Annotated in this window: 23 protein-coding genes and 3 pseudogenes; 16 read left to right on the top strand and 10 right to left on the bottom strand. The window is 35.8% G+C overall.

Translation table 11 applies throughout. The annotated features are described in order from the left end of the window. Positions 1–5: 5 nt before the first annotated feature. From J2Z23_RS16295 to J2Z23_RS16270, 6 genes and pseudogenes are all read left to right on the top strand, one after another. Complete coding sequence (locus tag J2Z23_RS16295) at positions 6–710, top strand: ABC transporter ATP-binding protein (RefSeq protein WP_476629905.1); 705 nt, start codon at positions 6–8, stop codon at positions 708–710. After that, on the top strand, positions 707–1,456 hold the full coding sequence (locus tag J2Z23_RS16290) for an ABC transporter permease (RefSeq protein ID WP_057986344.1): 750 nt from the start codon (positions 707–709) through the stop codon (positions 1,454–1,456). Before J2Z23_RS16295 ends, J2Z23_RS16290 begins: the two co-directional genes overlap by 4 nt. Further along, positions 1,453–2,211, top strand: a complete 759-nt coding sequence (locus J2Z23_RS16285) for an ABC transporter permease (protein WP_064467699.1) — start codon at positions 1,453–1,455, stop codon at positions 2,209–2,211. The genes J2Z23_RS16290 and J2Z23_RS16285 overlap by 4 nt, the downstream gene beginning before the upstream one ends. A gap of 307 nt (positions 2,212–2,518) precedes the next feature. Then, the gene (locus J2Z23_RS16280; RefSeq protein WP_209974559.1) at positions 2,519–3,073 is read left to right on the top strand and encodes a CPBP family intramembrane glutamic endopeptidase; all 555 of its coding nucleotides are present in this window, start codon (positions 2,519–2,521) and stop codon (positions 3,071–3,073) included. A 147-nt stretch (positions 3,074–3,220) separates the two neighbouring features. Next, positions 3,221–3,858, top strand: a pseudogene (locus J2Z23_RS16275) (HD domain-containing protein). Between the two features lie 42 nt (positions 3,859–3,900). Then, positions 3,901–4,566, top strand: a complete 666-nt coding sequence (locus tag J2Z23_RS16270) for an HAD family hydrolase (RefSeq protein ID WP_057986349.1) — start codon at positions 3,901–3,903, stop codon at positions 4,564–4,566. A 588-nt stretch (positions 4,567–5,154) separates the two neighbouring features. Here J2Z23_RS16270 and J2Z23_RS16265 read toward each other — a convergent pair. The 6 genes and pseudogenes from J2Z23_RS16265 to J2Z23_RS16245 all read right to left on the bottom strand — a co-directional run bounded on the left by J2Z23_RS16265 (position 5,155) and on the right by J2Z23_RS16245 (position 7,801). After that, the gene (locus J2Z23_RS16265; protein WP_174517085.1) at positions 5,155–5,307 is read right to left on the bottom strand and encodes a hypothetical protein; all 153 of its coding nucleotides are present in this window, start codon (positions 5,305–5,307) and stop codon (positions 5,155–5,157) included. Positions 5,308–5,490: 183 nt separating this feature from the next. Next, the gene (locus J2Z23_RS22740) at positions 5,491–5,808 is read right to left on the bottom strand and encodes a GNAT family N-acetyltransferase (protein ID WP_338018440.1); all 318 of its coding nucleotides are present in this window, start codon (positions 5,806–5,808) and stop codon (positions 5,491–5,493) included. A 41-nt stretch (positions 5,809–5,849) separates the two neighbouring features. Next, a complete protein-coding gene (locus J2Z23_RS22735) occupies positions 5,850–6,119 on the bottom strand; it encodes a hypothetical protein (protein WP_338018439.1) in 270 nt (89 codons plus the stop codon). Between the two features lie 226 nt (positions 6,120–6,345). Further along, positions 6,346–6,661: pseudogene (locus J2Z23_RS16255) on the bottom strand (DMT family transporter). A 57-nt stretch (positions 6,662–6,718) separates the two neighbouring features. After that, the gene (locus tag J2Z23_RS16250) at positions 6,719–6,958 is read right to left on the bottom strand and encodes a DMT family transporter (protein ID WP_082881217.1); all 240 of its coding nucleotides are present in this window, start codon (positions 6,956–6,958) and stop codon (positions 6,719–6,721) included. Positions 6,959–7,024: 66 nt separating this feature from the next. Then, on the bottom strand, positions 7,025–7,801 hold the full coding sequence (locus J2Z23_RS16245) for a MerR family transcriptional regulator (protein WP_209974557.1): 777 nt from the start codon (positions 7,799–7,801) through the stop codon (positions 7,025–7,027). Positions 7,802–8,225: 424 nt separating this feature from the next. Between J2Z23_RS16245 and J2Z23_RS16240 the strand changes: the two genes are divergently transcribed. The 3 genes from J2Z23_RS16240 to J2Z23_RS16230 all read left to right on the top strand — a co-directional run bounded on the left by J2Z23_RS16240 (position 8,226) and on the right by J2Z23_RS16230 (position 10,717). Further along, positions 8,226–9,095 (top strand): CPBP family intramembrane glutamic endopeptidase, encoded by an 870-nt coding sequence (locus J2Z23_RS16240; RefSeq protein WP_209974555.1) that lies wholly within the window; start codon positions 8,226–8,228, stop codon positions 9,093–9,095. A 447-nt stretch (positions 9,096–9,542) separates the two neighbouring features. Beyond that, positions 9,543–10,172, top strand: coding sequence for a TetR/AcrR family transcriptional regulator (locus J2Z23_RS16235; RefSeq protein ID WP_057986356.1), 630 nt, complete (start codon positions 9,543–9,545; stop codon positions 10,170–10,172). 5 nt (positions 10,173–10,177) lie between these two features. After that, positions 10,178–10,717 carry a GNAT family N-acetyltransferase gene (locus tag J2Z23_RS16230; RefSeq protein ID WP_057986358.1) on the top strand — a complete coding sequence of 180 codons (540 nt, stop codon included), beginning with the start codon at positions 10,178–10,180 and terminating at the stop codon, positions 10,715–10,717. A 647-nt stretch (positions 10,718–11,364) separates the two neighbouring features. Here J2Z23_RS16230 and J2Z23_RS16225 read toward each other — a convergent pair. Next, a complete protein-coding gene (locus tag J2Z23_RS16225; RefSeq protein ID WP_238456072.1) occupies positions 11,365–11,739 on the bottom strand; it encodes an anthrone oxygenase family protein in 375 nt (124 codons plus the stop codon). After that, positions 11,723–12,262, bottom strand: a complete 540-nt coding sequence (locus J2Z23_RS16220) for an NmrA family NAD(P)-binding protein (protein ID WP_128747533.1) — start codon at positions 12,260–12,262, stop codon at positions 11,723–11,725. The genes J2Z23_RS16225 and J2Z23_RS16220 overlap by 17 nt, the downstream gene beginning before the upstream one ends. A gap of 381 nt (positions 12,263–12,643) precedes the next feature. Between J2Z23_RS16220 and J2Z23_RS16215 the strand changes: the two genes are divergently transcribed. The 6 genes from J2Z23_RS16215 (at position 12,644) to J2Z23_RS16190 (ending at position 16,559) form a co-directional block, all read left to right on the top strand. Then, the gene (locus J2Z23_RS16215) at positions 12,644–13,186 is read left to right on the top strand and encodes a helix-turn-helix domain-containing protein (protein WP_064467696.1); all 543 of its coding nucleotides are present in this window, start codon (positions 12,644–12,646) and stop codon (positions 13,184–13,186) included. A 12-nt stretch (positions 13,187–13,198) separates the two neighbouring features. Beyond that, a complete protein-coding gene (locus J2Z23_RS16210; protein ID WP_238456071.1) occupies positions 13,199–13,471 on the top strand; it encodes a PLDc N-terminal domain-containing protein in 273 nt (90 codons plus the stop codon). Next, on the top strand, positions 13,422–14,327 hold the full coding sequence (locus J2Z23_RS16205) for an ABC transporter ATP-binding protein (RefSeq protein ID WP_057986365.1): 906 nt from the start codon (positions 13,422–13,424) through the stop codon (positions 14,325–14,327). Before J2Z23_RS16210 ends, J2Z23_RS16205 begins: the two co-directional genes overlap by 50 nt. Then, positions 14,324–15,109 (top strand): ABC transporter permease, encoded by a 786-nt coding sequence (locus J2Z23_RS16200; protein WP_064467695.1) that lies wholly within the window; start codon positions 14,324–14,326, stop codon positions 15,107–15,109. Before J2Z23_RS16205 ends, J2Z23_RS16200 begins: the two co-directional genes overlap by 4 nt. A gap of 72 nt (positions 15,110–15,181) precedes the next feature. Further along, positions 15,182–15,568, top strand: a complete 387-nt coding sequence (locus J2Z23_RS16195) for a hypothetical protein (RefSeq protein ID WP_064467694.1) — start codon at positions 15,182–15,184, stop codon at positions 15,566–15,568. Positions 15,569–16,106: 538 nt separating this feature from the next. After that, a complete protein-coding gene (locus J2Z23_RS16190; protein WP_064467693.1) occupies positions 16,107–16,559 on the top strand; it encodes a DinB family protein in 453 nt (150 codons plus the stop codon). Between the two features lie 471 nt (positions 16,560–17,030). Here J2Z23_RS16190 and J2Z23_RS16185 read toward each other — a convergent pair. Continuing rightward, positions 17,031–17,803, bottom strand: a pseudogene (locus J2Z23_RS16185) (lysostaphin resistance A-like protein). Between the two features lie 13 nt (positions 17,804–17,816). Further along, the gene (locus J2Z23_RS16180) at positions 17,817–18,476 is read right to left on the bottom strand and encodes a TetR/AcrR family transcriptional regulator (protein WP_209974553.1); all 660 of its coding nucleotides are present in this window, start codon (positions 18,474–18,476) and stop codon (positions 17,817–17,819) included. Positions 18,477–18,789: 313 nt separating this feature from the next. Here J2Z23_RS16180 and J2Z23_RS16175 point away from each other — a divergent pair, with 313 nt between their 5' ends. Next, positions 18,790–19,131, top strand: coding sequence for an avidin-fold protein (locus tag J2Z23_RS16175; RefSeq protein WP_205634414.1), 342 nt, complete (start codon positions 18,790–18,792; stop codon positions 19,129–19,131). The last annotated feature ends 71 nt before the right edge of the window (positions 19,132–19,202 follow it).

The raw sequence follows: 19,202 nt of genomic DNA, 5'->3' as shown, positions 1-19,202 counted from the left end.
TTACAATGAATAACTTAGTCAAAAAACGAGGAAAGCTTGAAATCTTATCAGGTATCAGTTTTAAAGCTAGACCCGGCAGAGTAACTGGTTTTTTAGGTCCAAATGGGGCAGGGAAAAGTTCTACACTTCGCATCCTGCTTGGACTAGATCGTGCCACCTCAGGGAGTGCACTAATAAATGGAGTGCCATTCGCAGAATTACAGAATCCTCTAGCAACGGTAGGTGCTGCACTTGATGGATTTGGAGCCCATCGTATGCGGACAGGACGGGCACATTTGCGTTGGATTGCTTGTGCAGCAGGATTGTCTCGCTCACGTGTCGAGGAGGTTCTAGAAATAGTAGGTCTTACGAATGCGGCTGGGAAAAGGGTTGGAAATTATTCCCTTGGTATGGGGAGAAGACTTGGAATGGCAGCTGCACTACTTGGTGATCCCAAAATATTGGTTTTAGATGAACCCGTTAACGGGCTCGACCCAGAAGGAATTCGTTGGATTCGAAGATTTTTACGTGAATGTGCAGTGTCTGGTAAAACGGTGTTACTATCCAGTCATCTAATGGGCGAGCTTGCAGAGACCGTTGATGATGTGGTGATTATTCATCATGGAAAAGTCGTTGCAGACGGAACATTGGAAGAAGTAATAGGTAACCATTCCACTCTGGAGGAGGCTTTTTTTGCCCTGACATCTGAAAATACAGGTGATGTTGTATGAAAGCATTCAACGCGGAATTATCTAAATTGTTCTCCCTGCCGGGCATTTGGCTTGCCTTTCTTATTGGAGCATTTGCTCCTGCGGTCATTGCTGCCTTGGACAGTATAGTAGAAAAAGAGGAGATTATAGCTGGAGTTAGCACACGACTATCAGAAGTTGGCTATATTGGATTAGGTCTTGGTGTGCAAGGGATCATTATTCTTGGTGTGCTTGCTGTCAGCAGTGAGTATTTGACAGAGAGCAGCGAATCTGGTGGAGGGAATCAGATTACAACGAGTTTAACCGTTGTTTCATCCCGTTTCCACTTTTTACTGGCAAAAGCAAGTGCTGTGACAGTGATAAGTATACTGCTTTCCATTGTTGCGATTCTAACAACTGTGTCAGCAACAAATCTTATTCTTGGTAAATATGCCCCTGCATTTGAAGCATCAAGACTGATCGGTGCAGTTTGTTATTGGATTTTTACTGCTCTTTTAGCATTTGGGATTACGGTTCTAACTAAGAATGGCATTATCCCGCTTGCTGTGCTCATGATAAATTCATCTGTTGTGACAGTCTCTTACCTCCTTACTAAGGTTACAAAATTAGCGTTTTACTTACCAGATATGGCTGGTCTTGATATGTTTATGTTTACGAGCGACAGATTTCACACCCCATTCACAGGTGGTTTAATCATGTTTGCTTGGGTAGCTGTTCTTTTCATTGTAGCGGCCATCGTATTCCATAGAAGGGATGTTGCATCATGAGTGTCTCTTCTAGTGGAATGATAACACCAATCCTTAGGGCTGAACTGGATAAAATAGTTACTTTACCATTGATATGGCTTACTCTAATTGGCACATTCGTTTTTAATTTAGTTTTAGCCGCAGCTTTTACTTCTGCTGGTCTACAAGGGGCAGCCGGAACGCAAAGTATACTGAATCTAGGACTTGCTTCTATGGGATATCTTCAAGCAGGGTTCATTATTCTTGGTATCTTAGTTACTTGCTCGGAGTATACCGGTGGACAGATTCGAACTACTTTAACTACGATTCCTTGGCGTGGTTTTCAATTATCCACGAAGCATTTAGCTCTGGCAATTGTAACCATTCCTATGGCGTTTATTATTGCTGCATCAGGTGTACTATATGCTTTTATTATGTTGAGAGACACAGCATTAGTGATTGAAATAGACGCTATCATAAAAACTTTAGTAGGTGCAACAGGCTATCTAACATTAACCACCCTTCTTAGTGCAGCTATAGGTGCTCTACTCAGACGAACCACTCCTGCATTAGTGGTGCTGCTTGGTCATTATTTCATTGTTGGTCCATTATTGAGAGATTTTCTACCTAGTATTAAAAATTATTTTCCGGATACGGCAGGAAATTATATGTATATGCCGCCTTCCTCTAATGAAATAAATATCCTTACACCAATGCAAGGAACAGGTATCTCAATGTTATGGACACTGATCTTTATTACAGTAGCAATTGTATTTTACCGTAAACGAGATGCCTAAATTTAGGTTTTATCATTTACAAAATAAAGAAGTTGATTTGTAGAGATGGAGAAACAATCATTCCTTCATTACCTGTTGTTGAGTAATAATATAGTTCTTTAAATACAATTATAGTTGTTTAACAATTACAATAAAGTTGTTTGAAAACCTTGATTTACTAGTTTAATTAACCGGCCAGATTGTTGTACAAAAAAAGGGGAAGTCATAAATTTTATTAAAAACAAATAAAAATTATATTTAGGTATATTTCATTATCTTTTTTGCTCTTTGGTGTGCGCGAGAAATATGGTTAGTCCAATACTTAGACATGATGGATTTCATACCAAGGGCCATGACATCAGCCGTTATCAAAATAGCCATTTGGGTCATTCCCGTTATATTATTGGTTAAAGTTATGGAGAAAAGTAATCCGTTATCCTATTTAGGATTACGTCACAACTTTAAAAAGGGATTCAAATGGGTGGGGAGGGTGTCTTTAGTTTTCATATTCTGTTTAATTTTCAATCTAACTGTTTTAAAAAATGATGTTGGTTTTCAAATAGGGTTTAATGAGTGGCTTAATACAATTCTGTTAGTTGGAATCACTGAGGAAATTGTCTTTAGAGGTTTTTTATTAAGAAAACTAATGGATTCTTATAAGTTTTGGATAGCAAATACAATTACAGCCCTACTCTTTGTGTCGATTCATTTTCCTATTTGGTTTTATAAAGGTCTGTTTGAATTCCCATATATTCTAGGTTCCATATTAACGGCTTTTGTATTGGGAATTCTATTTGGATTTGTATATAAGAAAAGTAACTCACTTTGGTCAGTAATTATTATTCATTCTTTGTATAATTTATTAGTGTCACTATTCTACTAATGGGCGCAATTGTGAAGCAACACTTTAGAAAATGGTCAAACTTTTTTATAAAAAATGTATAATACTTCACAAATGAAAAATCCATTTTGATCAATCAACTATAAGTGTAAATTACATTAAGTATTCATTAGAAAGGAGGAACCTTACATGAAATATATATTGGATAGAGATTATGCAAAAGAGCTTATAAAATGGGCATATGCGCAAAATCCGGGACCCTGGTATCAACATTCGATCAATGTTAAAAAGCAACTGAAAACATCATGGAATGAAATAAAAATGGATATGCACTTGATGTTGATCTAGGGTATAATGCTGCCCTTTTGCACGATATAGGTAGGTACAAAGGGTTTACTAAATCTGTCATTCTTTCATATGATGGCTACATTTATTTTGAGGAATTAGGTTACTCTGGTAACGCAACTGTTTGTGTTACGCATTCATTTCCGAACAAGAATAAACATATAGATATAGCTACTGATTGGAGCCTTGTCCCTGAACATATGAAATTGAAATTGGTTGAAATCCTAGATAAGAACAAGACATACGATATATACAATAAAGTAATCACTCTATGCGACGCTCTTGCTGATTCCCAAGGCTTCACTACACTTGAAAGAAGATTGGTATCTGTTGGATTACGTCATGGGACAAATGCACACACTTCTCTTCATTGGAAAGGTTTTTATATAATTAAAAACGAGTTAGAGGAATTACTCGATAAGAGCATATACAAGCTACTTACCGGAGTAGAAGATTCACTTTATACTAAAGTAGATTATTAAAGATTTAAAGTGATTTTATAAATTTTTAATAGAGGGTGTGTAATGATTAAAGCAATTATTTTTGATTTTGATGGTACTCTTGCTGATACTTTACCAATTTGTTTTTATGCGTTTCAAGCTGTATTTAAGGAATTTGATAACATGGAGATTACTTCAGATGAGATTAAGGCGATGTTCGGTCCATCAGAGACTGGAATCATCAGAGAAAATCTCATAGATTCAAATCATGATCAAGCAATCGAATTATATTATGAAAAATATAGTGAAAAGCACAGAGAACTCGTTTTGGATAATGAGAAAATTAACGACTTACTTCTGCAATTAAAAAGCGAAGGTTATAAATTAGGAATTGTAACAGGGAAAGCAAGGAGAAGTCTGCTTATTTCTTTAGAATGCCTTAATATAAGTGACTTATTTGATGTAATCATTACTGGTGATGATGTAGATACACCAAAGCCTCATCCAGAGGGAGTAAATAAAGCATTGGAACATCTTAACGTAAAAGACACTGAAGCTATTTTTGTAGGGGATAGTGATGCTGACATTCTGGCGGGTTTTCAAGCCAATGTCCATACAATCGGAGTTCAATGGTTGCCAAATTACCAGACACTAGAGTTTAGTGTTCAACCAGACCAAATGTTTAGTAACGTAGACGAATTCATACAACACTTACAAACTATAAGTATGAACAGTTGTGAAAGTAAATAAAATTATGAACTCTTTGCTTTATAGTTGGTACCCAATGTTAAATAGTTGGTATCCAAACGGCAAAGGAAGCAGAAAGAGCAGCGGGTAGATCTTGATGTAATCAATCGTTATTCAATCGGTTTTTTCATTAGCATAGGTGATTTATTCAAAGAGTACAGACTTTTGAATGAATTTTATTAATGTAATTATCCATTCGAAACTACCGTGTCTCTATATAAAATTAATGTTCCCAATCCGAGGTTTTTTCGGTACATTTTCCGGCAGAACCTCGGTTTTTTATGCCAAGATCAGCGGAAATCCAATCTTTAATCAATACCAATTTCACTCAAAATCGAGTCGGTTTTAATCCTTTCCAGTAAGGGTTCTAGGCTCTTCTGGTTGGTTTCCTTACACTATTGAATCAGTGTCCTTTCCAGTTTTTTCCTTACTCATGTATGTAACCTAAGTTTATATGAGCTTGGGCTATTTTTTATAAACAAAAAAGCACCGAAATACGGTGCGAATTGATAAAATGTATTCTATAAATTTGTAGCTGTAAATTCACGTTTTGCAATAAGAAACGGAACTCATTACAGTAGTACTGCTGTTTTATTTACTAATTGGAAACCAACCTGGCATTGCTTGAATGACATCCCATAGTTTTTCCGGAATATTTAGTTGGTCAAGTTTCGATACGTCCAACTCAGTAGCGGCCTCAGCTTCTAGTCCGTTTGCGACCTTTTCAATCCAATTAGGATTCATAATTAACCCACACCCAATAGGTTGATCTTACTGTGAATCACAGGATTTGCAATGGAGATAATATTTAAGGATAGCGCCCAATAATGGTATACCACATTAATTCTAATTAAAATCCATTAATCCCCTTTTATGAGAAAGGCTGTTACTATTTTAAGTTTAGACTTATTTTCTCAGAAAGTTTTATTACCATCCATCCTTGCTATTTCCCCGATTTAAATGACAAGTAATGATTGATTCCACTTTTCTGGGCGCTCTTTTCTGGAAGAGGCTTTCTTTGATATTCTTCAAAACCCATTTTTCATATAATTTTATGGCTGGAATATTCGTATCGGCAACTTCTGCAATGACGTAATCATTGTACTGATCATTTTCAAGGATATGTCGTATGATTTGCGATGCTACCCCTTGTCCTCTGAATTCAATAGCTGTTCCGACAAATTCAATCGAACCCGAATTGGGAGGTAGATTTTCAAAAGGAGTTTCCCAATCTTTTTTTAAAATAATTCCTGCAATGGTACCTTTTAAAAATCCGAAATGCTTTCTCAGCTCTTTTTATTAAGTTGTATTGATAACGCCTTACCATCAGTACATGCAGCCATTCCAGCAACTTTATCATTTGCTATAGCCACATAAAATTGATCTAAAACAAACATGTGCGCAAAGGCCCTTGCAATTTTATTTTTGTCTTTGGAAAAATAGTCAAGCCACTGTGAGAATCCTTCCGCAAAAATTTTAGACATCTGCTTTCTTAAATCTATATCAACAACTTTATCCGCTTTTACAACAGTAAGCTTTCCATCTCCTGATTGCATTTTTGGTCCTCCTTAATGAGTACTTTCTTGTCAAAATAAAACATTCTTCCACAAATGGTCCGATTCTCAATATGATGCGCAGTTTCCCTGTTCCAGAACTGTGTCCGATTGTTGTAGATCTTTATAACCCACAAGAAATAACTTTCTTACTTTCATCTATTACCGTATGAAATCCGCATTGTTTTAAGCACAATATGGATGTTTGGTTAGGTAGCTTGTTATCGTATTATGCCAAAAGTCTCAATGCCAAGACACAAGCAATAATTCCGAAAATACATGAGACACGAAATAAGTTCATCTTTTCCTTGTAAAGGATGACTCCGACGGCAGCAGCTCCTATTGTACCAATTCCAGTCCATACAGAATAAGCAACGGAAAGATCAATCGTTTCCATGGCACTTGATAAGAGGGAAAAGCTAACGATAAATCCACCAATTAAGATGAGATTATTAATTTAGGTTATCTTTCTCCGCTACTCTCTTTATGCCGATTACGCCGACGATCTCCATAAGACTTGCAATAATTAAGAAAATCCACTCCATTTTTTAATTCTCCCCCTCGCTTGTCACTTTGAGACCAAGGATGAACACAAGCATCAATTAGATAATCCCTATTTTCAGAAGGCTTATTTCTCCTCCAAACATGACAATTTCTACTATGACCGTTCCAATTGTTCCTATTCCGGCAAAAACGGCATAGGCAGTGCCTATAGGGACTACTTTGACGGTTTTGATGAGGAGGTCAAAGCTGGTGATTAAAGCAATAATGACTGGAATTCCACCATGTTTTAAACTCGATGCCCAGATAATTTCTAAAGCACCTGCAATGATTAGATAAATCCATCCCGTTTTTTTGAGATCATTTTTTCTTGGGAATTTTTATTGTTATATGTTGTGTTTTTTCCCTTAGTCATAGGAAGATTCCTCCTTCTCTTGGAGATATCTTGTTACGATTTTGTCGATATACTCCATCACTTTTACATCCATTCCGTATAATTTTTCTTTTCCGTCAGTTGTTGGACGAATGGAATCCCAGTATTTATCTGCAAGCTGTTCATCTCCATGGAACATTTTGTTAGCATAGTCGATTATTCGTTTTGCAAGCTTCTGTGATTTGGAAGAGTTAGGATGTTCACCGATATTTTGTCTGATTACTCTGAGAAGAGTGGCCCATTTCATAATAGAAGGGTCATTAGGGTCACCTGAAGGTAATTGGGATATTTCTTTATCGGTGAACGTCTTGCTTCGATAATGATATTTATCGTCCTTGTTAACCCTTGTCAATTCTTTAATAAACGTTTCAAAATGGTCGTGATTTACTTCACCGGTTGCCTCAATTGCGTATAACATTGATTGCAAGAGGTATTTCAGCTTATTAATTCTTTCTTCCTCTCTAGATAAAGTATCAATTTGCCGCTTTATTGCTGTACTCCATACTTGTTCTTTCCTATTTTCAGTGTTATCAATATCTTGTTGTTGATAAAATTGTTTAACTTCAGTCAAAGTAAACCCCATTTTTTTAAGTATCATAATCTCCTGAAGTTTCAAGAGATCATGGTCTTCATAAATACGATATCCATTTCTTGGCTCTCTTTTTGGTTTTAGCAGGCCCAATTTCTCATAATAATGAAGTGTTTTAATGGAAAGCCCAGTCATTTCGGATACGTCGCCAACATTGTACATATGGTCGATCCTCCGTTCTTAAAACTGTTATACATATAATAAACCCTCCATTATAGGGGAGGGTCAAGGGGAATATTAATAGAATTTGAAAAAAAACGGAACGATGGCTTCTCTTACTGCTCAGTCATCGGATCTTTCCCTAAACTAATTTGGACAAGCCAAAGTATTCAAAATTTCCATTGAAAAGTTAAAGCACGGGGATAAGAACAATTGAGTACTATAAAAGCAATGCAAAATAATCCCCTTGTAATATATTATCCTGCAATCGGGCCCCCTTTTATTGAATAAAGTTTAGTGAATCGTTTCCAATATTAGATGTAGTTAGTAGGGTTAATATTATTGTTGATATTAAGAAAATTGAAACTATAAATATACTTGGTACGTAATTTATAACATTACCACATTAATAAAAAGGGGGATTCAAATGAGTTCTTCAAAATTCAGGATTAGCCAGTTGCTTTTGTACTTTGTCCTCGTATCACTATTTCTCTTTGTATCGGGTAATGTCGTCGGACGATATTTGATAGAAACCCAAGGTATGGGTAAACAAATAGCCATGCTTATACAAGGAGTAATTTTTGCTGGGTTAACGCTTGTTGTCATTATTATACTTAAAAGAAAAAATCCAGATATGTTCAAAAATATTGGTTTGAAGGGTATGAATTCATCATATAAGTTGATAGTCGGAATTGCGTTGCCTTTTATTTTACTAGTATCAGGAATTTTAACAGCTTATTTATTTGGTGGCATAGAAAATGTCAGCTTGAACTTAACAACAAATGTTATTATTGCTATTTTAATCAATTCAGTGACAGCATTTATGTACGAGGCATTTCCAGAAGAAGTTTTTATCCGTGGACTAATATTTGAAGAGTTGCATAAGAAATATCGATTTATCATCCCTTTGATTTTACAACCGCTAATTTTCATCTGTGTGCCGATTATGGTGATGGCCATGGCGTCAATATTCTTTGGGGAACCATTTTTAGTAACTATAGATTATTTTATATTACTCTTCACTTTTGGAATTGCTCTACAGCTGTATAGAAAGTTTACTGGAACACTATGGATGAGTATAATCTTTCATATTGTTTATCTTGAAGTGGCTAGATATATTTCCATGGGAGGCATCAATGACCCAGATGTCGCTCTTTTAGAGTTTGATGAGACTTTTGGAGGATTTATGACGCTATACTTGTCTTTTCTGTTTATAGTGGTATTTAGTGTGGTAGTGTTGTCAGTTTTGTTGCTAATTGAAAAACGAAAAAAAGTTATAAAAACCAAAACTATATAGCAAATTCCAGCATTAAAATTACATTAAAAGTTAGTAATGATTGGAATCATTAGCAGTATTGCTAGCACCCGCAAAGGCAATCCAGTTTGCGGGTTGAACATAAAGAGAAAGTGTTGGATCTAATTACATTTAAAATAAAGGGGTATTCGGATTTTAGTGTGGAAACCCATTTTATTTAAGTAATGCCCATTTAAGTGCTATTTCGGATTATCGTGTGGAAGCACAATAGAATTTTTGAAAGTAAAAAACAACTAACTTACATTACAACAACCCAATTGTTTTGCTCATTTTAACACGCCGATTACGAATGAATTCCCCACCTTATTTACAAAATAATATTCACAACTTTTGAAACTATACACTAATGTCGTTATAATTTATACTGTAAAATGACATTAGTGTATAGTTTGTTGTGTGTCTCTTATCAATTATTATGGAGGTGGCTTTATGGCACCTAAAGTTAGCGAAGAATATAAAAAGGAGAGAAAAAAAGAATTAGTAGAAATAGCCAAGAAGGTTTTTATCAAGAAAGGGTTTGTTCACACATCTATGCAAGACATTATGGATAAAGCTGGAATTTCAAGAGGTGCATTATATAGTTACTTTGATAATATTGAGGACGTTTTTCTCGAAGTCTTAAAATATGATGACCAAAAAGACATTCAATATTTTGTGTCGTCTGATGAAGGTTCAATATGGCTACAATTAAAAAACTGGGTTGAAGAACAGCGATTATATATTGAGAGAATTGACCAAACATTGCTCTATGCAAGGGCGGAATTCTTTTTGTCATCTAATTACGCAAATGATAAAGATAATTTTCCTTACATTTCTGAACGCTACAATCGAATTATTGAAGCTATAGAAGAAGTATTAAATGAAGGCAAACGTAAAGGAGAATTTAGACCTCAACAATCTACTCGTTCTATTGCACGGTATCTTATATCATTTATAGACGGCTTGATGTTAGACACGTTTCAACTGGGTGATGAACAAACAAAAGTAAAGGAGCAATTATCTGTTTTACTTTTCACGTTAGAAATATTAATTAATCCAAAATCTGCAAATGAGGAGTGATTGTTATGTTGTTTGAATCATCAAGAGTTAGATTAAGAAAGATGACAAAGGAAGATACAGAACTTTATAACAAGTGGCGAAATGATTTGGAAGTTATGCATTCAACCAACCCATCTTTGGATGTTTATCCGATGGAAGCAACTAAAAAATTTGTTGATCATGTTATTTTGGGATCGCCTACAGCCAAAAGCTATATCATGGTTGAAAAAGGAAAGGAAATACCAATTGGCATTGTTTCATTAATCAACATAGATTATAAAAATAGAAATGCTGAATGTATTATTGATATCGGGGAAAAGGAATATTGGGGAAAGGGCTATGGTTCAGAGGGGTTGAAATTACTGTTGGATTATGTTTTTTACGAAATGAACCTCCATCGAGTTTGCCTTAAAGTATTTTCATTTAATGATAGAGCTATTCGTTTGTACACTAAAATTGGTTTCCAGAAGGAAGGAAATAGTAGACAAAGTCTATTTAGAAATGGTGAATGGCATGACATCATTCATATGGGAATTCTACAAAATGAATACTTGAGAAACAAGTAAAAAGTATATAAAATTGTCCGCCATAATAGTGAGGAAAAGCGATCGAAAAATTGAATACTTAGCAGAAAAAGGCATTACTCTAATCATCAAGTAATGCTTTTTGTTTATTGCCTAAAATGTTGCAAAAGGAAAATAAAAAATGACAAAAAATATGCTTAACCTGCCAAGTTTTAAAATTATTGATATGTATGAGAGCGAATCTGATTTTTTGATGAGAGAAAGGCACGTATATCCTCGGGAATGATCTATCTATAACTTGAAATTTCATCTTTTAATTCAGAAAACCGAATAATAGTTTTATCTTTACCAACCCCGCTAATAACTGATTTTCATACTTTCTTCAACACCAACAAAATGCAGATAACATACGTATAAGAAAGTTTCGACATGAAAATAGCCGATTTTCCCTACCCAAGAATGATCGGCTTTTTATTATTAATTATTATGGAATAAATGGGTTAAGTGAATCTTATCTCTCTATTCACACATTGCATTCTGCATTTATATACTTTTTCGTCATGCCGTGAATTAAAGCACTTATGAAAAGGATACTTTCACTCAAGCGCGAAGAGGAGTGAAGCTAAAGCAGCAATACTAGCGAAAGTCCATACATGGTTCCAAGCCGTCCATTTTGAAACATACTCTTTTCATAAACTTACGTTTTTTGTATCTTTGGGGTCCAAAGATGCTAAAGCATCGTTAAGTGGAACGTTGTATACACTTGTCACGAGAAAACTACCAAGCAAATAAAACATGCATCCGATAAGTAAACACATGGATTTAGGATCTCTCCAATTCAATATTGAAAGGACCAATAGTACAATAAAAACTGTTAGAAATAAACGATTAAGCACAACTACGTTAATAGATTGCATGACTCTCATTCCTTGCTCTGATGGAAGTTGAGCGAGGGCTTTCATTACAAATGCCGAAAAAGCAAAGAACACACCGGCAACTAACGCAGATCCTAGAATTGCAAAAAAGGTTAGATATGGAATGAGATTGTCAATCATGTTTTGCATTCCACACTCCTGTCTTGGCAGCACTTCTTGCATAATCTCTAAAATCCCTGGGTACTCGCCCGAGGGCTTGCTGTACACCATCTGTAACATGAGAATTACGGCCGTCCAGCACCTTAGTAAATAATTCGGTCATGATCGTTATTAAATATTCAGGAACAACAACTTGTCCTAGTTCAGAGATGAATTGTTCCATGGAGATAAACTTATAACGGACATCCCGACCGCATGCTTTGCCAATTTCCTCTGTCGCCTCTGCAAAACTAATTGCTCTAGGTCCAGATAGTTCATAGAGCTTTTCTATATGTTTACTGTCAGTAAGTGCTGCAACGGCTACATCGGCAATGTCTTCAACATCTACAAACGGTTCTCTAACGTTTGCAACTGGCAAAGCTACTAAACCACTAAGCACAGGTTCTAGAAGAAAGTTTTCACTGAAGTTTTGCGCAAACCAGCTAGACCGTAAAATTGTCCAATCTGCCCCGGAATCATGGGGATTGATTGGAGTGTTAATTTTTAGATCCAAACAATTTTTATTTGGGGTGGGGAAAACAATAGGAATTTGATAAGACCTAGGCGAGGGATAAGCCATGTAATTAGGTAGTACAAGTGCCGGCGATTTATAAATTAATTCAATCAAGTTAATAGAATGGAACAAGCTTTGGAATTTCATTGAAGAACCGGCGGAGCATTCACAACATCTTCGGCTAGTCATTCTTTATCAAATGGGGAAGAATTTCTTGACTTGCCTTTACTATGAAGGCACCCACATATAGGAAACGATTTTCCTTAATCGGGCATGTTTGTGGGAAATTTTGATTAAACCTTAATCCAAAACAGCATTGACAAGATGGTTTCGATATTGTATTATCATTTTATAAAATGATAATGATTGGAGAAGAATTTAATGAAAGGGAAAGCCGATTTACTTCTTCATCCTGTGCGGATGCGAATTGTACAGCAATTGTTGCTAAACAAACCACTGACGATCGCTCAACTTGTAGAGATACTTGGAGATGTTCCTCAAGCGACGTTATATCGTCATATAAATCTTTTACTCGAAGCAAACCTGATTGAAGTGATTGAAACGCAAAAGGTGAAAGGAACAGAGGAACGCAAATTCTCAGTAAAAATGGATAACTTGCAAATTCCTGAAAGTGAAATTGAAGTGCTCTCACAGGAAGATCATATCCGTCATTTTTCCGTATTTCACGGTAATTTACTGCAATTAGCGACATCTTATTTGGCAAATACATCTCCTGAAAAGTATGAGCAAGAAGGATTTAGCTATGCGTACGTACCTTTGCATTTGTCAGATGAGGAATTTCAGGAGCTTACTCAGTCCATTCAACAGGAGATTGAGAAGGTGTTCAACAACAAATTAACACCTGAACGAACCACGCGAATTTTTGGAAGTATGTTTATTCCACAAAAAACACCAAAAGAGTAAGGGGGACAACAGATGCATTATGGTTATCACATTGAAATGGATGAAATTGGAGCTTGGTTACCATTACTTTTGCCCGTCTTAATTTTACATCTACTCTTATTTTCTGTAGCATTATGGGATTTAATAAAAAAAGATCAAAGTGCAGAATATAAATGGTTTTGGGGTGCGATTATTATATTGATTAACATAATCGGCCCCATTTTGTATTTTGTCTTAGGAAGGAGGCAACGCTCAGATGCACCTACTTCAAGTAAGTCAACTTCAAAAAAGGTACGGAGATCATGAAGTCGTTCAAAATATCGACTTTCATATTAATCAAGGAGAATGTGTGGCTCTTCTCGGTCCCAATGGAGCAGGTAAAACAACGATTATTAAAATGATTTTAGATATAAACAAACTCACCGGTGGACAAATCTTGCTTAATGGAAAACGCCATCACCAAATGCGTAAATTTATTGGCTATTTACCGCAACACCCTACTTTTTATCCATGGATGACGGGAAAAGAATTGCTTGCATTTTTGGGTGGCCTTTCAAATATAGAGAAAAAGACTTTGGAACAAAGAATCAACGAATTGCTGGAGTTGGTAGGATTGGGGCAGGTGGGAAATCAACTAATTGCTACCTACTCAGGTGGGATGAAACAGAGGTTAGGAATTGCGCAAGCACTTATCCACCAACCTAAATTACTGATTATGGATGAACCAGTTTCGGCATTGGACCCATTGGGACGTAGGGATATATTGGAATTACTTAAAGTGATCAAACTGAAATCGACGATCCTTTTTTCAACACATATTTTGCATGATGCTGAAGAACTTTGCGATAAAATGCTGATCATCAATAAAGGACGATTACTGGTTAATGGATCCATTAACCAAATTATTGAACAGACTCAAAAACCAATCTTCATCATCCAGGCGCCTCGATTAAGCGATTGGACACACAAGCTTGTGAATGAAGACATTGTTGAATCCATTGAGCTAACAGGAAATGCTGCCAAAGTGCGAGTGAAAAGTATTGAACAAGGGAGAGAGTGGCTTTTAAGTAATATTTTAAAATTACATCTACCAATTCAAAAGTTTGAATTGGTACAGGAAAGCTTGGAAGAAATCTTTTTAAGGATGGTGAAGTCATATTGAATCGCTTCACAGTTCTGTTGCGGAAAGAGTGGCTAGATGCAAAAAGAAGTTACAAATTATTATGGTTGCCCGTTGTTTTTATGTTTTTGGGCATTCTACAACCTTTAACATCCTTTTATTTACCAGAAATTTTAAAAATGGCTGGTGGACTACCTGATGGAATGGCGATCACATTACCTGAGTTAACGGCTAGTGAAGTATTAGCTAGTGCTTTAACCGATCAATTTGACCAATTGGGCTTAATTGTGATTGTAATGGCGACGATGGGGATCATCGCATCAGATAAAAATAATGGCATGTTAGCGTTTGTTCTGACGCGCAATACGACTCTTGTTGAATATTTGCTAAGTAAGTTATTGGGGCATGCAGTCTTGATTGCAGGTTCTATATTCCTCGGGTTTTTGTCAGCAGCCTTTTATACTTTTTATTTATATCAATCTGTTTCCGTTGCTAGGATTGCAGCAGGGCTGGGGGTCTATTATATCTGGTGTCTGTTTATGTTGACCTTTGTCATTACAATTAGCGCTTTATTGTCTAGAACACCGGCCATCGCAGTGTTGTCATTTTTTGTGCTAATATTTTTGAAAACCGTTACTTTGTTGGAGGGGGGATTTCAAATCCTAAATCCGGCACATCTATCAAACCAAGCTGTAAGCATCATCACATCAGGGAATGTGTTACCGCATTTTTTCATCACAATAACGGTATCTGTATTGCTCATTGTTTTCTGTTTATTGTGTGCAACATCGTATTTATCTAGAAAGGAACTTCCTTCTATGTGATTTCTTTAATCAGGTTGTGACTGGTTAAATCATCCATGGAAGTTTGCTTGTATAAATTGGAGGGGATCCAAGATGAGTTTTCAAGTTGTGGCAGATGAACATGATTTACGACTGAATATATCGGGTTGGACGGCGGCTTTAACTTTGAGGAGGGAGATCAAAATACCTTACACCTCAATGGAAGAAATTCACGTGGGAACATTTCATTTTCCATGGACAGCAGCTATTAAGAGAACGGGTATTACAACATCTAGCTATAAAGCTGGAATATTCATGATTGAAGATAAGAAATACTTTTTAGCCTATCATAACGAAAATAAAGTCGTTATGCTGAAATTGAGGGGAGGTGAGTTTGATTACATCGTATTTGAAAGTAAAAATGACAAACAATTGGTTCATGAAATTATGAGGCATTGTCCTTCAATCGACCTTAGGGAAAACGAGGAAGATAAAATATGATGAGAAATTCACATGCTTTCTAATTTTGGACGCATCACGAAGATCGAGAATGGCGGGGTGCAATCTTGTCATGAATGCTCTTTTGAAGGAAATTGGATTGCCCTAAGTCGGTAAGGCTGTTGTCCTGGACAGCAGATTAGTTATAGGAGCGGACTTTGCATTTCTCGTAATGGGGGCCTTATCCGTTACTTCAAATATCACTCTATAATAGATGAAACAAAAGTGCATAGTAACAAAACCTAATTATGACATGGAATAGGAGTCCGGTTCCATACCGGACGCCTGTTTTCATAAAATTCGTTTTTCTACTTTCGGAGGTGATATATGTAGATAATACATACAAAGAATTCACTGTTTTAGTGGTTTTGAAACAAAGTTTGGTCCAATATTTTTTGATAAAAGTATTATGTGACAATTCATCAAACGGGCCATTCTATGTGGTGACACCAGGTTTAACAGAAGGAATTAAGTTGTACTGTGACGAATAATGAAAATGTGTTCTCTAGTGTGATGGAAACCTAATAAGGGAGGAATTATTATGGGGCAGGCAAATCAAATGATGAATGAGTGGTTACAACACCGTAATGTGTTGGAGGAGTTGTTAGAATCCATTGATGACGAACATATTGATTTCAGACCATGGGAAGATGCTATGGCACTTGGTGAACTGGCGTTGCATATTGCTGGGTGGAATGATGTATTCGTTTCAATGGTCAAAACAGAAGAATTTGTTTCACCGGACATTCCAGAATGCAGGACGATGGAAGATGTACGCAAAGCTGTAAAGGACTTCACGGTAAAAACAAAAGCTACATATGAATCATTGACTGATGCAGATTTGGAAGCAGAAAATAATTCATCACACCCAAAACTTCAAGGGGCAAAGAAAAAATATCTTACTGCAATGTATGATCACGAGATACACCATAAGGGTCAACTTTTTGTTTACGCACGTATGATAGGAGCGAAGGAAGTCCCGTTTTTTCGCTAATTATTATTCTCCTGTAATACTATAGGGGGTCGGTCAGGCTGAAAATGAACTGCTACACATATAAAGGATGTGCCACTTGAGGAAATCAGGTAGGATTATGTTCGTTTCGCGACCTCTGTTTTTGTTTTACATTTTCCACAATCGAGCTTTAATGAAATAGGGTCACGGAAATAATCAAACCTTTTAAAAGAATGATCCAATGGAATATATGCAAAGCGTGTTTGAATCAAGCTTTCAAAACACGCTTTTTCTAATTGTTCTTTAACAAGGTCTATAGAGTTATTATTTAATCAAACTTTAATTCAAGGCTACAATGGCAGAGTTAGAATAAATTTGGAAGAGCGCCATTTCGTTAAATAAAAATCTTTATAAAGATACTAAAGTATTAGGCTTATTGTTTGAACCTTCAATGTTAGTAAGAAAATCGAGCAGTTTTTTTCATATAAAGGAATTTATGCAGCGAAAACATTGTTATCCATGAAAAAAATGTTGCGCTTTCGTATTCTTCTTCTTTCTATAGAAATCAAATGCAGTAAAAATAACCAGGGCAAACAAAAGCGTAAATAACGCAGATATAACATTTGTATCTGGAATATACACTTCCCAGAATGAATTAATTAAGGCATGAAAAATAATACATAGAAAGATACTTTTAGTGGTTAAATAAATGACGGTCATTAAAAAGGATAATGCCAAAGCAATTATAGTAAACCAAAGGAAATTCATACTCATTTGATTTGAACCAACTATGAACCACAATGGTAGATGCCATATTGCCCAAATACTACCCACAATGAGCGTACTTGTGAAAGACGACCATTTTTTTGCAACGCAGGCTGTAAATATCCGCGCCAGCCGATTTCTTCCAAACCACCTCCGATAATCATGATTGGGAAATTAATGAATGCTAGATATAGGGGGTTCTCCATAGATGCTCCACCCCAAAGAGTTGGCAAAAAACAAGCTGCAAACGCTAGTCCAACGGTAAATAGATACCATGCTAATGGATGTTTATAATTTTTTATATTACGAATAAACGAGTTGAATTCTTCTTTAGAACTATACTTCTTTTTAAGCCAAATCTCAGTAATACCAGGTGCAACACCACCAAGAATAAACAAAATTATTGATAATGCAGTTCCAAACATAAGCAGATCGAATTGGGTTAAAATTGCTAAACCGCCCCAAAATATCCACGACAGAGTAAATGTATAAAATAGATACCTTCCTGCCTCTTTCCCCAATTAAGTTTCCCCCTTATTTACATCCCAACAATGACTGTACAGACTTGCATAGAGTCTCCATGAGTCGAATTTCGTCAAAAAGTGCCTGTTTGTTTTGGAACATACCATAACATTTTTGTAAAACAACATCGCTTACAATTCCATCAATGGAGGTCATAATAAAGGTAAACAAATCATCTAGTGGTACTTCAGGCTGGAAACTCCCTAAAGAAATTCCCTCATGAATGCTATTAAATATTTGCGCGACCAAGTATTGTCCACTTTCGTTTTCAGTAATATGAGGTAAAATTTTCGTTTGTCTCTCAGGATTGTTTGCAAATAAGATTGTTAGTTCAAATTGAATTTTGCCAACCGTTGACACGTTTTCTTTAATATTCTCACCGAGAAAGGTAAACAGCTTTTCTATCGTCTTTTTAGGTGTATCGCTATTCTCAATAATCGTATCTACAAAATGCTTATAGTCAGCATTTGCATTCGCTTGATTAATGATTTCAACAAGTATTTCATCTAAATCTGAATAATAGCGATAAATCCCCCCTTGACTTACTCCGGACGCTTTAATGATATCTCTCATCGTAATTTCATAGAGTGGCTTTACTGTACATACCGATAAAGCTGCTTTTAAAATGGCATTTTTCTTCCTTATTACATATTCATGACTTACTTTAGGCATAATTTCCTCCTCACACAATAAAAATGACGCTATTGTCATTTTTTATTGTGTGTCACGATCTACTTATTGTCAATACTCAAATTACAATATTATAAAAATCCTCCTTTTTTATAACTTTAATTCCGGGGGTTAAAAGTGATCAACCAATGCATTTAAGTTAATGCGTATGCCCTTTTTTAGTTCCTTTACGTATAAGAAAGCCGAAAATATGGAAGTCCAGTCTTTTATAATCGGGAGCTTTTCTTTAATAAGGATTAGCGCTAATATTGAATTTGAGTGTAGTTGAGAATCCAAAATAATAGGGGGATTATATGTGATAAATTATGATGGACGCAAATTTGTATCACTCGAAAATACAGCGAATGGAGAAGTTTCTTCAAAAACCCTTTTTAAATATAAGCAAGAAGGAAATATACTTACAGCAACCTATAGCGGAGGAGAAATTGTAAAAGGAACACTGCTTGGAATAGTGAAGGAAAATGGTTGCTTACAGTTTAGATATAACCATGTAAACATTAAAAATGAAATAAGAGGTGGCCAATGTTATTCTACACCTGAAATTCTATCTGACGGCAGAATTAGATTGCTAGAAAGCTGGAAGTGGTCTGATAGTGACAAAAGTGAAGGTGAATCCATTGTCGAAGAAGTAATATAAGCAAGTGGCCAATTTAGTTAAAAAGTATGGTTCTGGAACAAATTATGTTTGGCGTGACTGTTGAGGAGATA

Source organism: Lederbergia galactosidilytica (assembly GCF_017873565.1).
Classification (GTDB): domain Bacteria; phylum Bacillota; class Bacilli; order Bacillales; family Bacillaceae_C; genus Lederbergia; species Lederbergia galactosidilytica.
The sequence above is the reverse complement of the archived record's forward strand: the minus strand, read 5'-3'. Positions and strand labels throughout refer to the sequence as shown.